Source organism: Pseudomonas sp. MDT2-39-1 (assembly GCF_054898085.1).
In genome coordinates this window covers 1,159,121-1,178,549 of the sequence record NZ_CM142716.1, presented here as the reverse complement: position 1 = coordinate 1,178,549, position 19,429 = coordinate 1,159,121, and the positions used below count along the sequence as shown (strand labels likewise).

At 58.1% G+C, this 19,429-nt stretch carries 19 protein-coding genes; 6 read left to right on the top strand and 13 right to left on the bottom strand.

The window, feature by feature from the left end:
- The first annotated feature begins 73 nt into the window (after positions 1 to 73).
- Entirely contained in the window at positions 74 to 964 is an 891-nt protein-coding gene (locus ACYZTM_RS05855) for an ATP-binding protein (RefSeq protein WP_461987559.1), read from the top strand.
- Positions 961 to 1,443, top strand: coding sequence for a GAF domain-containing protein (locus tag ACYZTM_RS05850; protein ID WP_094468350.1), 483 nt, complete (start codon positions 961 to 963; stop codon positions 1,441 to 1,443). The genes ACYZTM_RS05855 and ACYZTM_RS05850 overlap by 4 nt, the downstream gene beginning before the upstream one ends.
- Here ACYZTM_RS05850 and ACYZTM_RS05845 read toward each other — a convergent pair whose 3' ends face one another.
- The 10 genes from ACYZTM_RS05845 to ACYZTM_RS05800 all read right to left on the bottom strand — a co-directional run bounded on the left by ACYZTM_RS05845 (position 1,444) and on the right by ACYZTM_RS05800 (position 13,597).
- Positions 1,444 to 4,392, bottom strand: coding sequence for an HD domain-containing phosphohydrolase (locus ACYZTM_RS05845; protein WP_461987557.1), 2,949 nt, complete (start codon positions 4,390 to 4,392; stop codon positions 1,444 to 1,446). It lies immediately after the preceding gene.
- Positions 4,393 to 4,441: 49 nt separating this feature from the next.
- Positions 4,442 to 8,086, bottom strand: coding sequence for a transporter substrate-binding domain-containing protein (locus tag ACYZTM_RS05840; protein ID WP_461987555.1), 3,645 nt, complete (start codon positions 8,084 to 8,086; stop codon positions 4,442 to 4,444).
- Between the two features lie 8 nt (positions 8,087 to 8,094).
- On the bottom strand, positions 8,095 to 8,721 hold the full coding sequence (locus ACYZTM_RS05835; RefSeq protein WP_094468347.1) for a response regulator transcription factor: 627 nt from the start codon (positions 8,719 to 8,721) through the stop codon (positions 8,095 to 8,097).
- A gap of 257 nt (positions 8,722 to 8,978) precedes the next feature.
- Positions 8,979 to 9,371: a response regulator gene (locus ACYZTM_RS05830; protein WP_131060125.1), complete on the bottom strand. Its 393-nt coding sequence runs from the start codon at positions 9,369 to 9,371 to the stop codon at positions 8,979 to 8,981.
- Between the two features lie 185 nt (positions 9,372 to 9,556).
- Positions 9,557 to 10,888 (bottom strand): deoxyguanosinetriphosphate triphosphohydrolase, encoded by a 1,332-nt coding sequence (locus tag ACYZTM_RS05825; RefSeq protein WP_461987553.1) that lies wholly within the window; start codon positions 10,886 to 10,888, stop codon positions 9,557 to 9,559.
- A gap of 67 nt (positions 10,889 to 10,955) precedes the next feature.
- Entirely contained in the window at positions 10,956 to 12,119 is a 1,164-nt protein-coding gene (locus ACYZTM_RS05820; protein WP_461987551.1) for an EAL domain-containing protein, read from the bottom strand.
- 126 nt (positions 12,120 to 12,245) lie between these two features.
- Positions 12,246 to 12,587, bottom strand: coding sequence for a hypothetical protein (locus ACYZTM_RS05815; RefSeq protein WP_131060060.1), 342 nt, complete (start codon positions 12,585 to 12,587; stop codon positions 12,246 to 12,248).
- Positions 12,584 to 12,973 (bottom strand): phage holin family protein, encoded by a 390-nt coding sequence (locus ACYZTM_RS05810; protein WP_461987549.1) that lies wholly within the window; start codon positions 12,971 to 12,973, stop codon positions 12,584 to 12,586. The genes ACYZTM_RS05815 and ACYZTM_RS05810 overlap by 4 nt, the downstream gene beginning before the upstream one ends.
- A gap of 1 nt (position 12,974) precedes the next feature.
- On the bottom strand, positions 12,975 to 13,289 hold the full coding sequence (locus ACYZTM_RS05805) for an ElaB/YgaM/YqjD family protein (protein WP_090186370.1): 315 nt from the start codon (positions 13,287 to 13,289) through the stop codon (positions 12,975 to 12,977).
- Positions 13,290 to 13,378: 89 nt separating this feature from the next.
- Positions 13,379 to 13,597, bottom strand: coding sequence for a hypothetical protein (locus ACYZTM_RS05800; RefSeq protein WP_131060061.1), 219 nt, complete (start codon positions 13,595 to 13,597; stop codon positions 13,379 to 13,381).
- Between ACYZTM_RS05800 and ACYZTM_RS05795 the strand changes: the two genes are divergently transcribed.
- Positions 13,596 to 14,804, top strand: coding sequence for an ammonium transporter (locus ACYZTM_RS05795; RefSeq protein ID WP_461987546.1), 1,209 nt, complete (start codon positions 13,596 to 13,598; stop codon positions 14,802 to 14,804). The two genes, ACYZTM_RS05800 and ACYZTM_RS05795, sit on opposite strands and share 2 nt — an antisense overlap.
- A 1-nt stretch (position 14,805) precedes the next feature.
- Here ACYZTM_RS05795 and ACYZTM_RS05790 read toward each other — a convergent pair whose 3' ends face one another.
- The gene (locus ACYZTM_RS05790; protein ID WP_461987544.1) at positions 14,806 to 16,518 is read right to left on the bottom strand and encodes a cation:proton antiporter; all 1,713 of its coding nucleotides are present in this window, start codon (positions 16,516 to 16,518) and stop codon (positions 14,806 to 14,808) included.
- A 209-nt stretch (positions 16,519 to 16,727) separates the two neighbouring features.
- On the opposite strand from ACYZTM_RS05790, the gene ACYZTM_RS05785 reads away from it, so the two are divergent.
- From ACYZTM_RS05785 to ACYZTM_RS05775, 3 genes are all read left to right on the top strand, one after another.
- Positions 16,728 to 16,964, top strand: coding sequence for a glutaredoxin family protein (locus ACYZTM_RS05785; RefSeq protein ID WP_131060126.1), 237 nt, complete (start codon positions 16,728 to 16,730; stop codon positions 16,962 to 16,964).
- A gap of 169 nt (positions 16,965 to 17,133) precedes the next feature.
- Positions 17,134 to 17,451, top strand: coding sequence for a transcriptional regulator (locus tag ACYZTM_RS05780; protein ID WP_131060064.1), 318 nt, complete (start codon positions 17,134 to 17,136; stop codon positions 17,449 to 17,451).
- A 71-nt stretch (positions 17,452 to 17,522) separates the two neighbouring features.
- Positions 17,523 to 18,413: a pseudouridine synthase gene (locus tag ACYZTM_RS05775; RefSeq protein ID WP_131060065.1), complete on the top strand. Its 891-nt coding sequence runs from the start codon at positions 17,523 to 17,525 to the stop codon at positions 18,411 to 18,413.
- A 69-nt stretch (positions 18,414 to 18,482) separates the two neighbouring features.
- Here the strand turns inward: ACYZTM_RS05775 and ACYZTM_RS05770 are convergent, their stop codons facing one another.
- Together ACYZTM_RS05770 and mobA are read right to left on the bottom strand one after the other, a co-directional pair.
- Positions 18,483 to 18,704, bottom strand: coding sequence for a YgdI/YgdR family lipoprotein (locus ACYZTM_RS05770; protein ID WP_131060066.1), 222 nt, complete (start codon positions 18,702 to 18,704; stop codon positions 18,483 to 18,485).
- A gap of 76 nt (positions 18,705 to 18,780) precedes the next feature.
- Positions 18,781 to 19,383: a molybdenum cofactor guanylyltransferase MobA gene (mobA, locus tag ACYZTM_RS05765; RefSeq protein ID WP_131060067.1), complete on the bottom strand. Its 603-nt coding sequence runs from the start codon at positions 19,381 to 19,383 to the stop codon at positions 18,781 to 18,783.
- Between the last annotated feature and the right edge of the window lie 46 nt (positions 19,384 to 19,429).

The following is a 19,429-nucleotide window of genomic DNA, read 5'->3' as shown; positions in this document are numbered from 1 at the left end:
TGAACCGGATACCGAACGCTGTGTTTCGTCGCTGTAATGCCATCATCACTGTGAACGTGCCCGAGGAGAAGACGTGGATTCCCGATTGAATGCTTTTCTTGACCGCGCCGATGCCGTCCTGGCCCGTATCGAGCCGCTCTTGCCTGCACATCGGCAAGCCATCGACTGGACGCAATGCCTGGCTGCGCGCTGGCAACGCGAGGGCCGCAGCGGTTTTCTGCTGCCGCTGCATGTCAGCCTCGACACGCGGTTGACCGACCTGATCGGGGTCGACCGGCAAGTGGAGCAACTGGGGCGCAATACCCAGCAGTTCCTCGATGGCATGCCCGCCAACCACGCACTGCTCTGGGGCTCGCGCGGCACCGGCAAGTCGTCGCTGGTGCGCGCCTTGCTGTCCGAGCATGGCAAGGCCGGCCTGCGGCTGATCGAGATCGAGCGCGATCACTTGGCGGACCTGCCGCGCGTGGTCGAACAGATCGCCAGGCTGCCTCAGCGTTTCGTGCTGTTCTGCGATGACCTGTCGTTTGAATCGGGCGAAGGCGACTATCGCGTGCTCAAGAGCGTGCTCGACGGTTCTCTGGAACAGGCGCCGGATAACGTTTTGCTCTACGCCACCTCCAACCGTCGCCACTTGGTGCCGGAGAAGGAAAGCGATAACGAAAACTGGAAAAGGGTCGACGGCGAACTGCATCCCAGCGAGGCGGTGGAAGACAAGATCGCGCTGTCGGACCGTTTTGGATTGTGGCTGTCGTTCTATCCGTTTACTCAAGAGCACTTCCTTGACGTCGTCGAGCACTGGATCGGTCAATTGGCCGAAAAATCCGGCCTTGAGTGGCAGCGTAATGAAGAGCTGGACATCCTCGCCGTGCGCTGGGCTACCGGCCGAGGCAATCGCAATGGACGCTGCGCGTATCAATTTGCCCGCTATTGGGTGGGGCTGAAGCTGTTGGAGAACAAAGCATGATCGATTTACAGAAGAGCGGCCAAGGCCTGGACGGTTACGGCATGTTATGGGCTCAGTTGGAGTCGTTACTGGCGGACGAGCGTGACTTCATTGCCAACGCCGCACAGTTTTCGGCGTTCCTGTACAGCCAGCTCGACGACCTGAACTGGGCCGGTTTCTACCTCAATCGCAACGAAGAACTGGTGCTCGGCCCGTTTCAGGGGCAAATCGCCTGCGTACGCATTCCGTTCGGTCGCGGCGTGTGTGGGACGGCGGCGGCAACCTTGCAGACCCAGCTTGTCGAAGACGTTCACGCGTTCCCCGGGCACATTGCTTGCGACAGCGCATCGAACAGTGAGCTGGTTGTGCCGCTGGTCAAGGACGGCCGCCTGATCGGCGTGCTGGACCTCGACAGTCCGAGCCTGGCGCGGTTTACCGCTGACGATCAGGCCGGTATCGAGCAACTGGCGGCGATTTTCCTGCGTCTGACCGATTGCTGATCACGTCCTCAAGCCGGCCTTGGCCAGCAGGCTTGACGGGTCTACTGCATCGATCTGTCGTGGATCAAGGAATCGGTCGGCGTACTGCAAATAGATTCCGGCGTTGATGAACAGGCTGAACAACTCCGGATCGATATGGGCGTCACGGCACATGGTGGCCATGATGCCCAGCGCTTCACTCAAGGTTTTAGCCTTCTTGTAGGGGCGATCGGCGGCGGTCAGCGCCTCGAAAATATCGGCAATCGCCATCATCCTTGCCGGCAGGCTCATTTCTTCGCGTTTCAACTGTTTGGGATAACCGGTGCCGTCCATTTTCTCGTGATGGCCGCCGGCGATTTCCGCGACGTTGTTGAGGTGGCCAGGGAAGGGCAGGTGGCTGAGCATCAGGATCGTCTGCACCATGTGGTGATTGATGATGTAACGCTCCTCGCGGGTCAGCGTGCCACGGGCGATGCTCAGGTTGTAGAGTTCGCCCCGGTTGTACTTGTAGTGTGGTACATCGAGCTTGAAACCCCAGGGGTTGTCTTCCGGGATCAGCTCGCTTTCGGCGCGTTCGAACAAGTGCTCGGGCTTATCCGCCAACAGCGGCTCGCTGACTGGCAAGGTCGGCGCCGGGGTTTGTGCCTGGCGGCGGTTTTCTTCCCAGGACACGCCGAGTCGATCGTCCAGGGTTCGGGTCCAGTTGCGCATGGCAATGCTGCGCAGACGTTGCAGATCGGCCTCGGCCATGGCCTCTGCGCCCAGATTGCAGCGGGCGACGAAGGCGAAATCATCATCCAGCCCGGCCAGGTTGGCATTGCGCAATTCGGCCAGGTGCTGCTCGTCACCGCCCAGGGCGATGGCCTGCCAATAGTTGATCCAGGCATCGCGCTTGAGGACTTCGAAACGGGTGCGGATTTCATGTATGCGGTCGTTCAGGGTCTCAAGCTTGGTGGCTTTATCGACCACGTATTCAGGCGTCGTGACCTTTCCGCAGTCGTGCAGCCAGGCCGCAATGTGCAGTGCTTCCCACTCGTCTTCGGTGGGTTGGTAGTCGCTGAAGGCCGGAGCCTGACTGGCGGCAGCGGCCTGGGCAAGCATCAGGGTCAGCTCCGGCACTCGCTGGCAGTGACCGCCGGTGTAGGGGCTCTTGGCATCGATCGCACCGGCCAGCAGTTGAATGAAGGCGTCCAGCAGTTGTTTCTGCCTGGCTTGCAGGCGCTGGCTCTCAATGCTCACGGCGGCCGCGCCGGAAACAGCCTGGAGAAACGCGATGCGGTCCGGGCGAAGTTTTTCCAGGTCGCTTTGTGTGCCACTATCGGCCAATAGCAGGATCAGCAGGCCCACGGTTTCGTTGTGCCGATTGTGTAACCGGATACCGATCAGATGAACCCTGGGGCATTCCAGCGCGAGCATTACTTTCTGCAAATCCCCCGCCTGTTCGAAACCCAGATTGGTGACGACATTGTCGGCGTTCGACAACTGCTGCAACCACTGAGGACTCTGCGGGTCCTGGAGTTCGTGTCCTTGAACACCGAACGACGGCAATGCCTGTGACGTGCCATTGATGACCAGGCCTTGGGGCTCCATGCGATCGCTGTCACGTTCGCGCAGGTAAATCAGACCGGCCTGGGCCTGGCCGATCTTCACGGTTTCAAACAACACCCGCTGCAGCAACGGCGCGAAGCGCGTCTCGGCGCTCAGGCTATCGGTGATCTGGAAAAAACTGCCCAGGGTGTCCTTCATCCGCGCCATCGACATGCTCAGTTGATCAACTTCGAGCACCGGCGAGCGCCGACTGAGCGGAAAGTTGAAGTTGAAACTGCGAATCGCGTCAGCTTCCTGCACCAGCGTGCGCAGCGGCTTGACCAGGACTCTTGAGGTCAACCATCCCACGGGCAGGCACAGCAGCAATGTCGCCAGGGTAATCAGCGCGCCTTGCCAACGCATGCGGTAGGCATCGGCGAGCAATTCGTCCTCTGGCACCAGCAACGCCAAATGCAGGCCCTGGGGTCCGCCCTCCGTCATGCTGCTGCGCGCCACGATCCATTGACGACCGGCAGCGTCCAGACGATTGCCGGCGGGAGGATGGGTGAGCAGGGCACCGAGGCCGGGGCTCAGGTCGGCCGCCTTGTTCAGGCGAGCGGTCTGGTCGTCGATGATCAGCTTGCTGCTGTCGGGGTAGGCGATCGCGTTGCCTTGGGCATCGAACAGCACGATTTCGGTATGGGGCGTCACCACATGTTTGGCCAAGGTGGCCGACAATTCCGCCAGTGTCAGGTCGGCGCCGATTACCGCATTCTCACCGCTGCGCCGGGCCAGGGTGGTACCGACGTTGTGAGTGGAGAAAAAAACATAGGGCTCGGTGGTGATCTGGTCCACGTCAACCCGCGCACTGGTGAACCAGGCGCGGGTACGGGGATCGTAGGTTTCGTCGGGATTGTCCTGACGGCGGATGAGTGTCAGGGACTGATCAAAAAACAGGGATTGGGAGCGGATCTGACCACTGCTGCCGTTGTGCTCGATGCTCCAGACTTGAAACGCCGCCGTGTCCGGGGCTTTCATTGCGGTTCTCAGGGCTGTGGTCCGCAGGGGGCGAACCATGAAAAAGTCGCCGTTGCCGTAGCCCAGGTACAACGATGCCAGGTTGGGGTTGTCCTTGAGCGATTGACTGAAGGGTTGAAGCAACGCCAGTCGCTGCTCCAGATTCGGTGCCCGGGTCGCCGGGTAGTCTGCTAGGAGGCTGAGCAGATGGCGAATCGGTTCGTAGGTGCCTTGCAGGTCCAGGCGGACATCCTGCTCGATGCGGTTGAAGAGCTTTTCACTGCTGGACAGAATGATCTGCGTGGTTTGGCCGTAATTGAAAATGCCCAGCACCACGCCGGTCAGCAATAACAGGAAGGTGAACATCACACTGATATGGATGTGCAGGGGGAACCGGCGTTGATCCGGGCGCAGTGGGCTGGGCATTGCGGGTCTCTCCATGATGGTTAACACACTGCTCAGCGTCCAAGCATAGTTAAGGCTCCATTATTCTGCTTTTGTCGTTGTGGCCTATTTGTTGTTGCAATGCCTGCTCCAGTTCGAGCATGGCGCGCTCCATGGCCTTGGTGCAATTGGCGACTTCGTCAGGGTGGAACACTTCGTGACAAGCATTTTCGAGCGCCTCACAGCTGTCGATCAATCGGCAGGCCTGGACGATTCGCGCAGCACCCTTGATTTTGTGGGCAACATCGATGAATGACTGCCGGTCCTCCGAGGGGGACAACGCCAGTAATTCTTGCCGGTCCAGACGATTGCTGTTCAGCAGTTCGGACAACAATCGCTGGTCCAGTGTCGGGCTGCCACCCGTTAACAGATGCAGCCCTGCAAGGCTGAAAGCCGGGGCGCGGACCATTGGCGCAACGCCTCCAACCCATTGACTCAAGGAAGTCAGGCTGAGGGGTTTGAACAGGCAGTCGTCCATTCCCGCGTCTTTGCAGCGTTGGATTTCTTCCGGCTGTGCATTGGCGGTGAACCCCAGCACGGTACAAGGCCGGCACTGGGTTTGTTGTTCGTGTTGGCGAATGGTGCGAGCCAGCTCGTATCCATCCATGATCGGCATGTTGCAATCGACAATCACCAGATCGAACACCTCGTCCTTCCAGGCTTTCAACCCTGCTTCGCCATCCGTTGCGACGCTGGAGCGATGCCCCAGGAACTCCAGTTGCTGGCACATGAGCAAGCGATTGGCGGGATGGTCGTCGACCACCAGGACGTTCAGCACAGCCACGGTTGTATGGATAGGCGGTTCGGCAGTTTTCGTCACCCGCTCGGGTGGCAGCGTTGCAAGGTTCAGCGAGACCTGAACCTGAGTGCCGCTACCGGCCTGGCTGCTCAATTGCAGGTTGCCGCCCATCATCTCGCACAGACTGCGGCTGATCACCAGTCCCAGTCCCGCGCCGCCTCTGACGGAGTGCCCGGCATTGTCGGCCTGGGCAAAAGGCTCGAACAAACGCTGTTGATCCTGTTCACTGATCCCGATCCCGCTGTCCTGAACCTGCAGCTGCAGCAACATCCGCTCGGGTTCGTCGGTCGGATGCAGCTCGACCACAATCCGGACCTGACCCTGTTCGGTGAACTTGATGGCGTTGCTCACCAGGTTGGACAGCACCTGCTTGAAGCGCATCGGGTCCAGCATTACATCGGTGGGTGGTTCGGCAGGGTTGAAGTCCAGCCGCAGGCCAAGATTTTTCTGGCGGGCCAGTCCGTCGAAGATCCGCACCACTGATGCCACGGTTTCTCTCAAGTTGACACGTTCCGGGCTTAGACTCAGGCGCCCGGATTCAATTCGCGCAATATCAAGAATGTCCCCGATCAGGTTCAGCAGGTCTTTCGCCGAGTGGTAGGCCACGTCAATGGCCGGGCGATCCGGATGGCTGTGATCGATACGCTTGAGGGTCAGTTCGAGCATGCCGATGATTGCGTTCATCGGGGTGCGGATTTCATGACTCATGGTCGCCAGGAAGGTGCTTTTGGCGCGGTTGGCTTCATCAGCACGCTCTTTCGCGGCACGCAGGTCATCGAGCAGTTGTCGGCGCTCGCTGATGTCGATCCAGCCGCCAATAATGCCTTGTACTTCACCGCTGGAGTCCCGGTAGGGAAGTATCCAGTGATAAATCGTCAGCGTGCGGTCTCCGATATGCAATGGCCGGTCGAGAATCAACGGCGTCCCTTCGGCCACGACGCGTTGGTAATCGGCCTGATATTTGTGCGCTTCAAATGAGTTGCTCATGCTGCCCTGCATGACGTTTTTGCCCATCACGTCTTCGCGTCTGGCGCAGAAGGTCTCCAGGTAACTGTCGTTGCAGCTTTGCAGCAAACCCTGGCGATCACGCACGTAGATGGGATGAGGTGTTCCGTTGACCAGCGATCGCATGAATTCGAGTTGGTCGTTCAGGGCGAGTTCGGCGGCCAGCCGCTGATTGATTTGGCGACGCATGTAAGCATTCCAGGTCACGGAAATCAGCAGCAGCACGCCGATACCGAGCACGATCTGATAGAACACCCGGTGATAGTTGCGCCAGGTACTTTGCGAGGCGGACGAGTAGCCGCGCCAGCGGCTGTTGATAATGCCCAGCTCTTCCGGCGCGATGCTCAGCAGTGCCTTGTCGAGGATCGAGCCCAGCTCTTTGGCGTCGCGTCCGGTTGCCAGGGAGAACGCGGCTTGCCGGGTGCCAATGGTGGTGCTGATTTGGAGTGTGTGCTCGAAAATTCGCGATGAGATGAAATAGTTGGCGATCACCAATGAGCTCACTGCACCTTCAGCCTGACCTTCGGCGAGCAGTTCCACGGCACTGAAGGTGTCCGGTGTTTCGATCAGATGGATTCGCGGGAACTCGCGGCGCAGGTAATCCACTATCGGATTGCCTTGGGCGATGGCCAGGCGCTGGTCCTTCAGCTGCGTTAGGTTTGACGGGCTGCCAGCCGCTTTGCGCGTCAGCAGGACAACGGAGTTTTCCAGATAAGGGCGGCTGAAATTCAGCATCGTTTCACGTTGCGCGCTTGGGAGCAGAGCGGCGATCAGGTCGGCCTGATGGCTGTTGACCTGCTCGATCATCTCGTCATCGTTGCGGCTGCGATGGATTTCGAAGCGCAAACCGGTGCGCAATCTGATCAGCTCGAGCAAGTCGGCGGAGACGCCCCGAAAGTTGCCGTTGCTGTCGAAAAAAGTCAGCGGTGCCAATGCCTCGTTGACCACGACCCGGACGACTGGATGTTGCGCCAGCCAGCGTTCTTCGCGGTCGGTGAGTTGCAGTTTTTGATCGGTGAGAAGCATGTCACTGCCCGCACTCCAGCGTTTGGCAATGTTTTCTCGCTCACTGCCAGGGGTCGCTTTGAGGATTGCGTTTATGATCCCGAGCAGATCCGGGTTGTCCCTATGCACGGCAAAGCTGAAACCGTGGGCTTCGTGTTTACCGAAGTTGGCCATGCGGATGTTGTTCAGATACCCCTTGTTGATCATGTAATGGGTGGAAATGGTGTCGCCAAGAAAAACATCGGCCTGGTCGAAAGCCACCGCATTGATTGCATTCTGGTAGGAGGGGTAGGAAGTGATGATCGCTTTCGGGTACAGGGCCTTGACTTCGTCCAGCGGTAAATAGTGATACACCATGCTCAGCCGCAGCCCGGCGAGGCCATCGCTCAGGGATCTGGTTTCTCCTTCTCGCGTCACCAGAACCGGTTGATCCACGGCATAGGGTGTGGACAGTACAATGTCGGCATTGCGGGCTTCAAAACCATTGGCGCTACCGAGCATGTCGACCTCGCCTTTTTCCAATGCCTCGATCGCGTCTCCCCGGGAAGGGTAGCGCTGGACCTTGACTGGCAAACCGGTGGCCTTGCCCAGGATGCCCGCGTAATCAGCGGTGAAGCCTTCATAGTCGTGGCCACTGATGGTCAGGTCGAAAGGAGGATAGTCGGGGGCAGAGGTGCCCAGAATCAGTTCACGCTTGTTGTTAAGCCATTGTTGTTGCGATTTATCCAGCTGGACTTCCATGTGTCCGGTCATTGAACGACTGAGCAGGGTGTAATGCTCACTCGCAGTCTGTGCCGCGTGCACTGAGGTGCTCAGGCATAAACCCGCGGTCAGCAGTATCAGATAATCCTTTATACGACTGGGCATCCTGTCTCTCACACTAACGCGTTGCGTTTTGCCATATCAATGAGTTCAACGAGTGACTTGGCTTTGAGTTTTTGCATGAGGCGTTTTTTATAGGTGCTGACAGTCTTGTTGCTCAGAAACATGCCCTTGGCAATTTCCTTGTTAGTCCGGCCCTGGGCGAAAAGTTGCAATACCATCAACTCCCGGTCGTTGACTGACTTGAATAACTCCAGATCGGCGTATCGCTCATCATCGGCACGAACAGGATTCAAGGCCTGGCTGGGGAAATAGTTGTAACCTGAAAGTACTGCCTTGATTGCGCTCACCAGTTCACTCAGGTCTTCCTGTTTGCATACATAACCTGATGCGCCAGATTGCATGCAGCGAATACCGAAAAGTGTCGGGCACTGGGCAGTCAACACCAGTGTTTTGAGGGGGGTACTCATTGCGTTGAAACGGGAGAGAACTTCCAGGCCATCCAGTTTGGGGATGCTGATGTCGAGAATGACCAGGTCGGGCATGCATTCACGAACCATCTGCATGGCGTCGACCCCATTATCAGTTTCGCCGACGACTTTGTAACCCTCATGTTCGAGCAACATTCGGACGGCAAGACGGATGACAGGGTGATCGTCGACAATAAAAACGGAGTTCATAATCAAATCCCATACGCGCTCAAATAAAGCGGGCACCTTAGCTCAGATAGTTGAGAGGGGCATGAACTGACGGGCCTGTAGTGGCAAACTAGGACAATTCCTACAGGGGAAGAAGAATCGGACTACGGATCAACTAGGTTTTGCATGAGGAACGGTGAAAGTGTTGTATGTGTGTCCGGCTCGTCGGAGAGGTTGGTTTATAGTGTTTTACTTGTGTTTTAAATGTGTGTTTTTAGTGTGTGATTGTTGCTGTGTTTTTATAATGAGGCCAAGGTCAATAAGTTTCTAAAGTCTGATTGTTTCAGGGGTTTGATCAAGTAGCCCAACAAAGGCAATCCGTGTTCGCCGGCCATTCTTTCAAGACCGTCCAGTTCAATGGACGTCAGGCTGCTCAGCAGTATTGCCTGCCTGATCATTCCCCGCTGGCTGGCGAATTCGATCAAATCAAGTCCGGGAAGGTCTGGCAGGCATTGATCGCACAGAAGGATGTCGAAGGGCTGCGACGCCTTGAGCATTTGTTGCAAGGCGGCTTCGGCGCTGTCTGTTGCGGTGAGTTGGGTGAAGCCGTAACTCTCCAGCAGGTATTGAGTCGCCCTGAGCTGAAAGGGATGGTCTTCCACCAGCAAGATGCGCCAATCGTTTTTCAACATAGAGTTTTTCATGCTTCATCTGTGGTGCAGAGGGAGCGTGATTATTTCGCGATCAGACCGTTCAATCGATCAGTCGGCTCTGCACAAGGTGTAGGGCGATTCTGTTGACGCTGCGATTGAATGAAAAATGCGCAAAAAATCGATCAGCCGTTCGAGAGTCCCCGATGCGGCTGATCGATAGATGCTCATCCGTGGCTTGAACGACCGGTCATTTCCAGTGCCATTTGACTGGCGTAGCTGTCGGTCATGCCGGCGATGAAGTCGATCATTCTCAGGAACGAGGTGTGCAAAGGACCGTGAGGGTCGGGTGCATTGTTGCCCAGCAGGTCGAGAATGCGGCGGCTCTTGAAGGACGGTGTTCGACCATTGTGTTGTTCCAGTGCCGCGCCGCAGAACGCATTGAGCAGGATCTCGAGAGTGGTGTAAGCACCGATTTCGTGCAGCGTCTTGCGCTTGTCCTGGAAGATCTTTTTGCGCGCCATGTCTTTGGCATTCAGGACACAGCGTTTGGCCGGACCATGCATGTGCTCCACCAGATCGCCTGGCAGTGTGCCAGCCAGCAGCGAGTCCTGTTGCTCGACGAAAGCCCGGGCGGCGGCATTAGTCAGGTGTTCGATGGCCTTGCCCCGCAGGATCGCCAGTTTGCGCCGGCGCGAATCCAGTGGGCCCAGTTGGCGATAGGTTTCCGGAAGATCATCGCCCACAAGATCAAGCAGCAAAGACTCGACTTCGGCGTACTCCAGCAACTCCATTTCCAGGCCGTCTTCCAGATCGATCAGCGCGTAACAGATATCGTCCGCGGCCTCCATCAGGTACACCAGCGGATGGCGCGCCCAGCGCTGGTCCTCCAGTTGCGGCAGGCCGAGTTTAAGAGCGATCTGCTCCAGTAGCGGGAGTTCGCTCTGATAGCAGCCGAACTTGTGTTTCTTGTAGCCCAATGAATCGGCGTGCTTTGCCGTCCACGGGTATTTCAAATAGGTGCCCAGCGTGGCGTAGGTCAGTCGGGTGCCGCCGTCGAACTGATGGTACTCAAGCTGTGTGAGCACCCGGAAGCCTTGGGCGTTGCCTTCGAAATTCAGGAAGTCATTGCGTTCGACTTCGCTCATGGCGTCCAGCCAGCCACGGCCGGCGGCTTGCTGGAACCAGTGACGGATCGCGTCTTCGCCGGAATGCCCGAAGGGTGGGTTGCCGATGTCATGGGCCAGGCAAGCCGATTGCACCACCATCCCCAGGTCGCTCGGTTCGCACCAATCGGGCAGGGCGCTACGAATGGTCTCACCGACGCGCATGCCCAACGACCGACCCACGCAGCTGACTTCCAGCGAGTGGGTCAGGCGCGTATGGATGTGATCATTGCTGGACACCGGATGAACCTGAGTCTTGCGCCCGAGGCGGCGGAAAGCCCCCGAGAAAATGATGCGGTCGTGGTCTTTGTGAAAAGGGCTGCGGCCGAGTTCTTCCGGGCTGTGCAGAGGCTTTCCGAGGCGTTCGCGGGTAAGCAGGGTTTGCCAATCCAAGGCTGGACTCTCCGTCAGGTGACTGAGCCACTAGCTTCCGGGTTCGTGTCGGTGCCTGCAAGCGGAACTAGAGCCCGGCGGCGTCGATATCGATGAGCAGCAGTCGCTCGCCGTTGTCGAAAAATTGCCCTGCGGTGAGGCAATACTGATTGCTGGTGGCATCGCGGTAGGTCGTGGACAGTGTCAGGCGCCGCTCTTCCCAGCCCTCGGCCAGCAAGTGATAAAAGTACGGTCGCCACGACCAGTTATGGCCCAGGTAGCGGTTATCGGCCTCCCAGCCGTTGTTGCGCCATTCCAGATTGGGCGTCAACTGGGTGCCGTGACGGTCGCACTGATAGAAACGCAACAGCCAGGGAAACGCCTGCAGGTGTGGCAAGGCGCTTAGCGGCGCACGGGCCAGGGCCCAGGCTTGCAGGATGATCATCAGTTCGCAGAGTTGCTGGCGCATGGTCATCAGTCGGCCGCGTTCGCCGAGTTTCTGCTGAACATAACGCTGGCGCAGTTGCGCGAAACGCTCGACAAAGGCGTCGGTGGCAAAGAAGTCCACCTGCGCCCGAGCGAACAGAAATCCCTGTACGTAACGTGAGCCGCACTCCAGGGCGAAATTGAGTTGAGCGTCGGTTTCCACCCCTTCGGCGATGATCCAGCAACCGGTTTTCTCGGCCATTTGCGCCAGAGCCTTCACCACGTCGCTACTGGGGCCGCCCAATGCCGCGGCCTGGAACAGTCGCATATCGAGCTTGAGGATGTCAGGTTGCAGGGCCAGCACACGATCAAGTTGCGAGTAACCGGCACCGAAATCATCGATGGCGATCCGTGCCCCAGCCTGTCGATAGCGTGCGGCGACGTCGGCCAGACGCTGGATGTTGCCTCTCAGTTCGGTGATCTCGAAAACGATGCGTTGCGGGTCGACGTTGTGCCGGCTCAATTGCTTGAGGCTCGGCAGCGCTTGGTCCGGCCGTAAGCGGTTGATCCAGCGTGGCGATATGTTCAGGCTCAGAAACCAGTCCGAAGGCGCTTCATGCAGACGGCTCAGGGCGTTGTCGCGAATCTGGCGATCAAGACGACGAAGGGCGACGGCGGGCGTTCGCGGGTCGGCGAACAGCGGCCCCACCGAGGCCAGTTGACCGTCGGCCTGACGCAGTCGACCCAGCGCTTCTACCCCCGCGATACGACCCGTGGCAGTATCGATAAATGGCTGAAAGCAGGCGAGCGGTTGCCCGTCGATCACGAGGCCTCCTTAGTAAGGTCTTGTTTTTGGATTAACCTGCTCACCGGGTAGGCACACAGGATTGAACCTCTCGATAAAGAGGTTAATCCCGGTGGTATTGCAAGAATGCAGCCAGATAGAGGCTCTTCAGTCTTTGCGCGAAGAACCCTGCATGACCAGTTTGATCAAAGGCCCCAGCGTTGTACCCAGGCGAACCAGCCGAGTCAGGCTGCTGGGACCGCCGCTCTTGGCGCCTTTTCCGGTCAGAAAACCGAGCAGCGTCACGGCCGCCATGCCCCAGAGCGGGGCGTGCTTGATGCCGAAGCCATCGTGCAGGTTTTGCGTCATCCCGCGTACCCGCTGCAAGGGTTGCAACAGTTGCGCGGATTCGTGACGAATTTCCTGGCGATGCATTTCCATGCGCAGGCGTATCAGTGCCTTGCGCATTTCGGTGCGCGAGCTGTTATGGGGCAGTACAGGCAGGCTCATGGCAGCAGGCGCTCCCTATCGTTGGCCAATTCTTCCAGGGTGCCGTGGAAGGGCGAAGACTCATCGAAAATCGCCGCCTTCAGGCGCATGGCACAGAACATTGCAGCCAGGGTGTAGAACACGCAGAGCCCGATAATCGCTGGCAGACGATAGGTGTCCCAAAACAGGATCAGCACCAGCGTCGACAATCCCACCAGCAACAGCAAGGCAAAGACCAGCGCCAGGCCTGCAAACAGCAACAGGCTTACAGTGCGCGCTTTTTGTTCCTGCAACTCGATGCCGAACAGTTCGACATGGCTGTGCAACAGTCCAAGAAAAGCGGCACCCAGGCGCCGCGATGAAGAGCTTGTGCCCGTCGCGGACGAGCTGGATTCACCGATAGACATATCAGCGCCGAGTAGCCAGCAGGCCAATCAGAAAGCCGACGCCCGCCGCGATCCCGACCGATTGCCACGGATTGGTCTGAACATAATCTTCCGCAGCGGTCACGGCGGCCTGGCCGCGTTCGCGCAGTGAATCTTCGGTCAGCTTCAAGGTTTCGCGGGCGCGCAGCAGACTTTCGTGAATCTGGCTGCGCAGCTCATCGGCCTGATCGCCAGCCAAGGTCGCGGTGTGTTCCAGCAACCGTTCAGTGTCGCTGACCAATGTCTGAAAATCGTTCATCAGGATTTCTTGAGCAGTCTTTGCTTTGATGCTGGCCATTGGTGATCTCCGTAAGTGGCTTCTGAAGCGTTCGAGTATGAGCCGTGTGTGAAGGTTCAGTACAAATGACTGGTACAACTTTTGCTATGTCATGGTGCATCAGCCCGCGCCGTTGCGCTGTTGCCGGGCATGATTTCAGGAAAATCCTGATTCAAACAATCATAACTCGCGTGAAGGTTCCGGCTTTGTGCGCCAAAGCGGTTCATCGGTATCAACGCGTTGATCCTGATGGGCCGCAACTTGGTGCGTAAACGGGATACGCGAACCTCTTTGGTGCTTTTTTTAGCCTTCAGGTCTGCCAACTCCATGGAAAATCTGCAAAGCGCTGTGGACAGTCTGGTCCATAGCTCCAATACGTTGTTCATCCTTATCGGTGCAGTCATGGTTCTGGCCATGCACGCCGGTTTCGCCTTTCTTGAAGTCGGTACGGTTCGACAAAAGAACCAGGTCAACGCCTTGTCGAAGATCCTCAGCGACTTCGCGATTTCGACCCTGGCCTACTTCTTTATAGGCTATTGGATTTCCTACGGGGTCACCTTCATGCAACCGGCGGCGGTAATCAACGCCGATCACGGCTACGGGCTGGTGAAGTTTTTCTTTCTGCTGACCTTTGCTGCGGCGATTCCCGCGATCATATCCGGAGGCATTGCCGAGCGCGCCAGATTCGTCCCGCAGTTGTGTGCGACGGCGCTGATCGTCGCGTTCATTTACCCTTTCTTTGAAGGCATGATCTGGAACGGCAACTTCGGACTCCAAGCCTGGTTGCTGGAGCGTTTTGGCGCCAGCTTCCATGACTTCGCGGGCTCCGTCGTGGTGCACGCCATGGGCGGATGGCTGGCGCTCGCGGCGGTGTTGTTGCTCGGGCCAAGGCAAGGGCGCTATCGCGAAGGGCGACTGGTGGCGTTCGCACCATCAAGCATTCCCTTCCTGGCATTGGGTTCGTGGATCCTGATCGTTGGCTGGTTCGGCTTCAACGTCATGAGCGCACAAACGCTGCAAGGCGTCAGCGGATTGGTGGCGGTGAACTCGCTGATGGCCATGGTCGGCGGCACCGTGGCGGCGCTGATTGTCGGGCGCAATGACCCGGGGTTTCTGCATAACGGCCCACTGGCCGGGTTGGTGGCAATCTGTGCCGGTTCCGACCTGATGCACCCGGTGGGCGCGCTGATCACGGGTGTGATCGCCGGGACATTGTTTGTCTGGTGCTTCACCGCGGCTCAGGTCAAATGGCGCATCGACGATGTGCTGGGTGTCTGGCCGTTGCATGGTTTGTGCGGTGTCTGGGGGGGGGTCGCCTGCGGCATCTTCGGCCAGAGCGCATTGGGTGGTTTGGGCGGGGTGAGCCTGATCAGCCAATTGATCGGCACCTCGTTGGGGGTGATCGTGGCGCTGCTCGGCGGTTTTGTGGTGTATGGCGTGATCAAGGCGTTGCATGGTCTGCGCCTGAGCCAGGAAGAGGAGTATTACGGCGCTGACTTGTCGGTGCACAAGATCGGCGCAGTGAGCCAGGACTGACTCACTTTTCTTCATCGTCGCTCCCAGGATAAAAGCCGTGCAGCAGACGATAGCGGTCATGTCGTATCTGGTCGGCCCGCTCCTGTACCTGATGCGCGGGCAGGCCCAGCATGATCAGTGCGTGGGAGGCGAGCATCAGGCTCGACTCCAGCAGTTCGGGAACGACTTCGCTGGCGCCGGCCGCTTTCAACTCGGCCAACTGGCTGTCGTCCCTGGTGCGTACCAGAATCGGAACGGTTGAGTTCAATCGGCGCGCCTGCTGGAGAATCTGTAGTGCGATGTCGGTCTGGTCGACCGCAATCACCAGCAGCCTGGCGCGCGCCATCCCTACCGCCAGCAGCAGTTCACCGCGCCGCGAGTCGCCGTAATGCACACAGGTTTCACCGACGGCGGCTTCCTGGACACGCACCGGATCGGTGTCCAGTGCAAGGTAAGGTTGCAGCGCATTACGCAGCGCTCGGCCGATGGACTGCCCCACGCGACCGTAGCCACAGATCACGACGTGGTTGTGCAAATCGGCGTTGAGCGCGCTGATTTCTGCCAGTTTGACTTCTTCGTTGGGGTTGCGATGCAGGCGTGTCGCAAGGTGGGGCGCCGCGCGTAGCAGCAAGGGGGTAACCAGCATTGAGCAGAATGTCGTGGCCAGTAGAAGGCCTCCGAAGTCGGCGGGCATCATTTTGTTTTGCTGCATCAGTGCCATCAGCGCAAAGCAGAACTCGCCACCCTGAGCCAATGCCAGGCCGCTGCGCCAGGCGGTTTCGCCGTCGCTGCCGCGCCATTTGACCAACAACGCGACCACTGCGCCCTTGATTAGCAGTAACCCAAGCGTCAGGCCGAGGATCAGCAGGCCGTGGCTGGCAAACAGCTGCAAGTCGATCAGCATGCCGATGCTGACGAAAAACAACCCGAGCAAGATGTCGCGGAACGGGCGGATGTCCGCCTCGATCTGATGCCGATAGTGACTTTCCCCCAGCAGCATGCCGGCGAGAAATGCGCCCAAGGCAGGGGAGAGGCCGAGTAGGTGAGTCAGCCACGCTGTCAATAATACGATGACCAGCGCCAGCAGCACGAACAGCTCCGCAGAGCGGGCGGCAGCGACCTCGTGGAACAGCCGCGGCAGCACCCAGCGACTGGCCATTAGCAGACCGACGAACAGCACCAAGGTCTTGCCCAACGTTATTGGCAATGCCCAATACCAGGCCTGATCGCTGTTGCCGGCGAACACTGGCACCAGGGTCAACAGCAACACCGCCACCACATCCTGGAACAGCAGCACGGCAATGGCGTTCTGACCGTGACTGCTGAAAATCTCGCCGAGGCTGCCCAGCTCCTTGCTGACAATGGCGGTGGACGACAGCGACAGGCCGGCTCCAAGTAACAGAGCAGGCGTCGTCGACATGCCGAACAGGATCAGCAATGCCCCCATCAATAGCCCGGACATCAACACTTGCAGGCTGCCAAGGCCAAACACCACTCGACGCAGCGCGACCATTTTCGACAGGGAAAACTCCAGCCCAAGGGAGAACAGCAAGAACACCACACCCAGTTCTGCAAGGTCTGGCAACTCTTCGCTTTCATTCACCCAGTTGAACGCTGTCGGCCCGATCATCAGCCCTACGCACAGATAGCCCAGCACCGGTGGCAGACGCAGGCGCTGGAACAGTGCAATCACCACCAGGGAGGAGGCGAGGATGATCAAGAGGTTGGCAAACACTAAAAACTCCGGTGATGGGGCTGGCTACTCAAGCGTAGAGGCAAAATAGCCGCGAGCATCGCGTAAATGAGATTGCGCATGAATGATTTGAGTCAGGGGTTTGCCGAAATCTTTTGAAATCGGCCGCTGCCCAAACGTCTGGTGCACTGGCTCGACTGCGGTTGCTGGCGGGCCTAGAATGAACGCCTAACTTGTCTGGTCTTGTTGTCATGCCTCCCGAATGTCAGCTTTTGGGCACCCTTGGTTGCCATCTCTGTGAAGTCGCTGAAGCCATGCTGATGGAGTTTGTCGAGCACGGTTTGCTGGTAGAACTGGTCGATATTGCAGAAAACGAAGACTGGGTCGAAAAATACGGTTTACGTATTCCGGTACTGAAGCGTTTTGATAACGGCGCAGAGCTTGATTGGCCATTCGATGCCGATCAGGTTGTAGGGTTCTTACGCTGATCCCTTGCGCTGTCGGCATCGCTCCCGTCCGTCGCGCGCCACGTTTCATGCATTGGCGAAAGGCTGATTATTGAGTTACTGTATGCCTGTACAGTTATTCTGATCGCCTGCCGTGCTTTTACCTGTTTCGGGTTTGGGCAAGCGATCCCGGAAGTCAGAGGGATGAGCCTTGGTCAATGTCGAACAATTGAAGAACAGCGTGAACCGGATGTCGGCGGATGTGGTGCGCGAAGCTGTCCTCGAATTGCGTCTGGATGGTTTGGTCCTGGAAGGAAAAACACCCTTCAACAAATTGCACTTCAATACCTGTTTTGCCGAAATCGAAGCGTTGTTCCAGCGCGCGGGTTATCACCGGCAGCTGGATGTCGTGGGTTATCAGGGGTTGTTGTATGCGCTTTATGATCCCGGTCGCTGGGAAGCGGTCGATGTGTTGCGCTGGCTCAAGGAGTTCACCGAGGCGGCGGCGCGCACGCAGATACCGGCGTGAGGATTCTTCTCTAGGTCCGTTCCGGCCACTGCTGGATAATGCTGCCCTGTATTGAGGGTCAGAGCGTTCGTATGTCCACTTCATCTTTTTCTGCTGCGCACAACCAGGCCAGCACGCTCTACTTGCCGTCGGGGCCGTGGCAGACCGTGCTCGATTGCCTGTGCGAACACTTCAGCGCTATCGGTCGTGAACAATGGCTGGACAGAATTGCTCGCGGTCGCGTGCTTGACGGGCACGGTCAACCGATTGCTCTTGATCTGCGTTACAAGGAAGGCCTGCGGATTCATTACTTCCGTGAGGTACCGGACGAAAAACCGATCCCGGTGGTCGAGTCGATCCTGTACGCCGACGAACACCTGGTGGTGGCGGACAAGCCGCATTTTCTGCCAGTGACGCCTGCTGGCGAATACGTAGAGCAGACGTTGTTGCGACGGCTTATCCGTCGACTGGATAACCCGCATCTGGTGCCTTTACATCGCATTGACAGGCATACGGCGGGACTGGTGTTGTTTTCAGCGAACCCCGAGAGTCGCTCGGCTTACCAATCATTATTTCCTACACGGAATATCGAAAAACGCTACGAAGCAATCGCCCGTGCATTGCCTGAGCTGACCTTTCCATTGGTTCATAAAAGTCGGCTGGTCGATGGCGAGCCGTTCTTTCGCATGCAGGAAGGTCCGGGCGTCAGTAACACCGAGACGGCAGTCGAGGTTCGTGAGAAGAATGGCGATCTCTGGCGGTATGGACTTTACCCGGTGACCGGCAAAAAACATCAACTGCGGGTACACATGACTGCTTTGGGCGCCAGTATCTGCAACGACCCGTTCTACCCGCAGGTGCTTAAGGATGTCGAGGATGACTATGCCAATCCCTTGAAGCTGCTGGCTCAGGGCTTGCGGTTTGTCGACCCGGTCACTGGCCAGCAACGTGAATTCGAGAGCACCATCACCCTGCAATGGTGATCACAATGCTTCAGGCATGAAAAAGCCCGCGATAAGCGGGCTTTTCTGTATCCGGTGGTGCCGTAAAGATTACAACTCTTTAACGGTACGAACCTGATCCTTGTTAATGCGGGTTTGTTTGCCGTCCAGCTGTTCGAACTCGTAGAAACCCGATTCTTCATCGTATTTTGGCGCGTCGACGGCCTGGATTTCGCGACCGTCATTCAAGGTGATCACTGTAGGCGAGGCGCAACCGGCGAGGGTCGCGAGGCCCAGTGCGAGCATGAAAGTGGCGAGGGTCCGTTGAGTCATGAGTGTGTCTCCGAAAATGAATTCTTTTGGTAACTGAGCTTGAGACGTATACAACGCGCGCAAGTTCCTTCTCGTGTCAGTCTGACACAGTGTTGGGTGCACTTAACAGCTCTGGCGTGTTGAGGTTGGCCAAGCGAGGGTCGTTGTCGGGGCATTGCAGGGCGGTAGCACCCATTTTGCGCATGAGGCGACCCGGACTGCGTTCGCCGTCTTTCCAGGCACTTTCGAACGCTGCCGAGAGTGCCGTGGGGATAACGCACAGCAGCGGTTCCCAGTGTTCGTTGTGGCGCAGCATCAGCGGTTTGGCCGGATGCTGGCGGGCGGTGTCGCGCATGCTGTGGAGCAGGGCTGCGTCGATGCGCGGCACATCGCACGGCAACACCAGCAGATAGGGATGGCGGGCGGCCTTGAGGCCAGCGCGAATGCCGGCCATGGGGCCCGGGAAGTCACCTTCGTCGTCATGGACCAACTGGTCGGCGTAAGGCGCGTATTTTTCCAGGTTCCTGTTGCAGGAGATAATCAGGTCGTCGCTCAGCGCACGGGTCTTGCGATGCAGATGCGCAATCAGCGGCTCGCCATGCCATTCCAGCAAACCCTTGTCCTGACCGCCCATGCGTTGGCCTCGGCCTCCAGCCAGGAGCAGAATGGAGCAGGGCGGCAAATGTGTAGTCGAGGTCATGGCAAGTCTCCATGGGGGCGGCGAAAAAACGGGGCGCTGTGATATA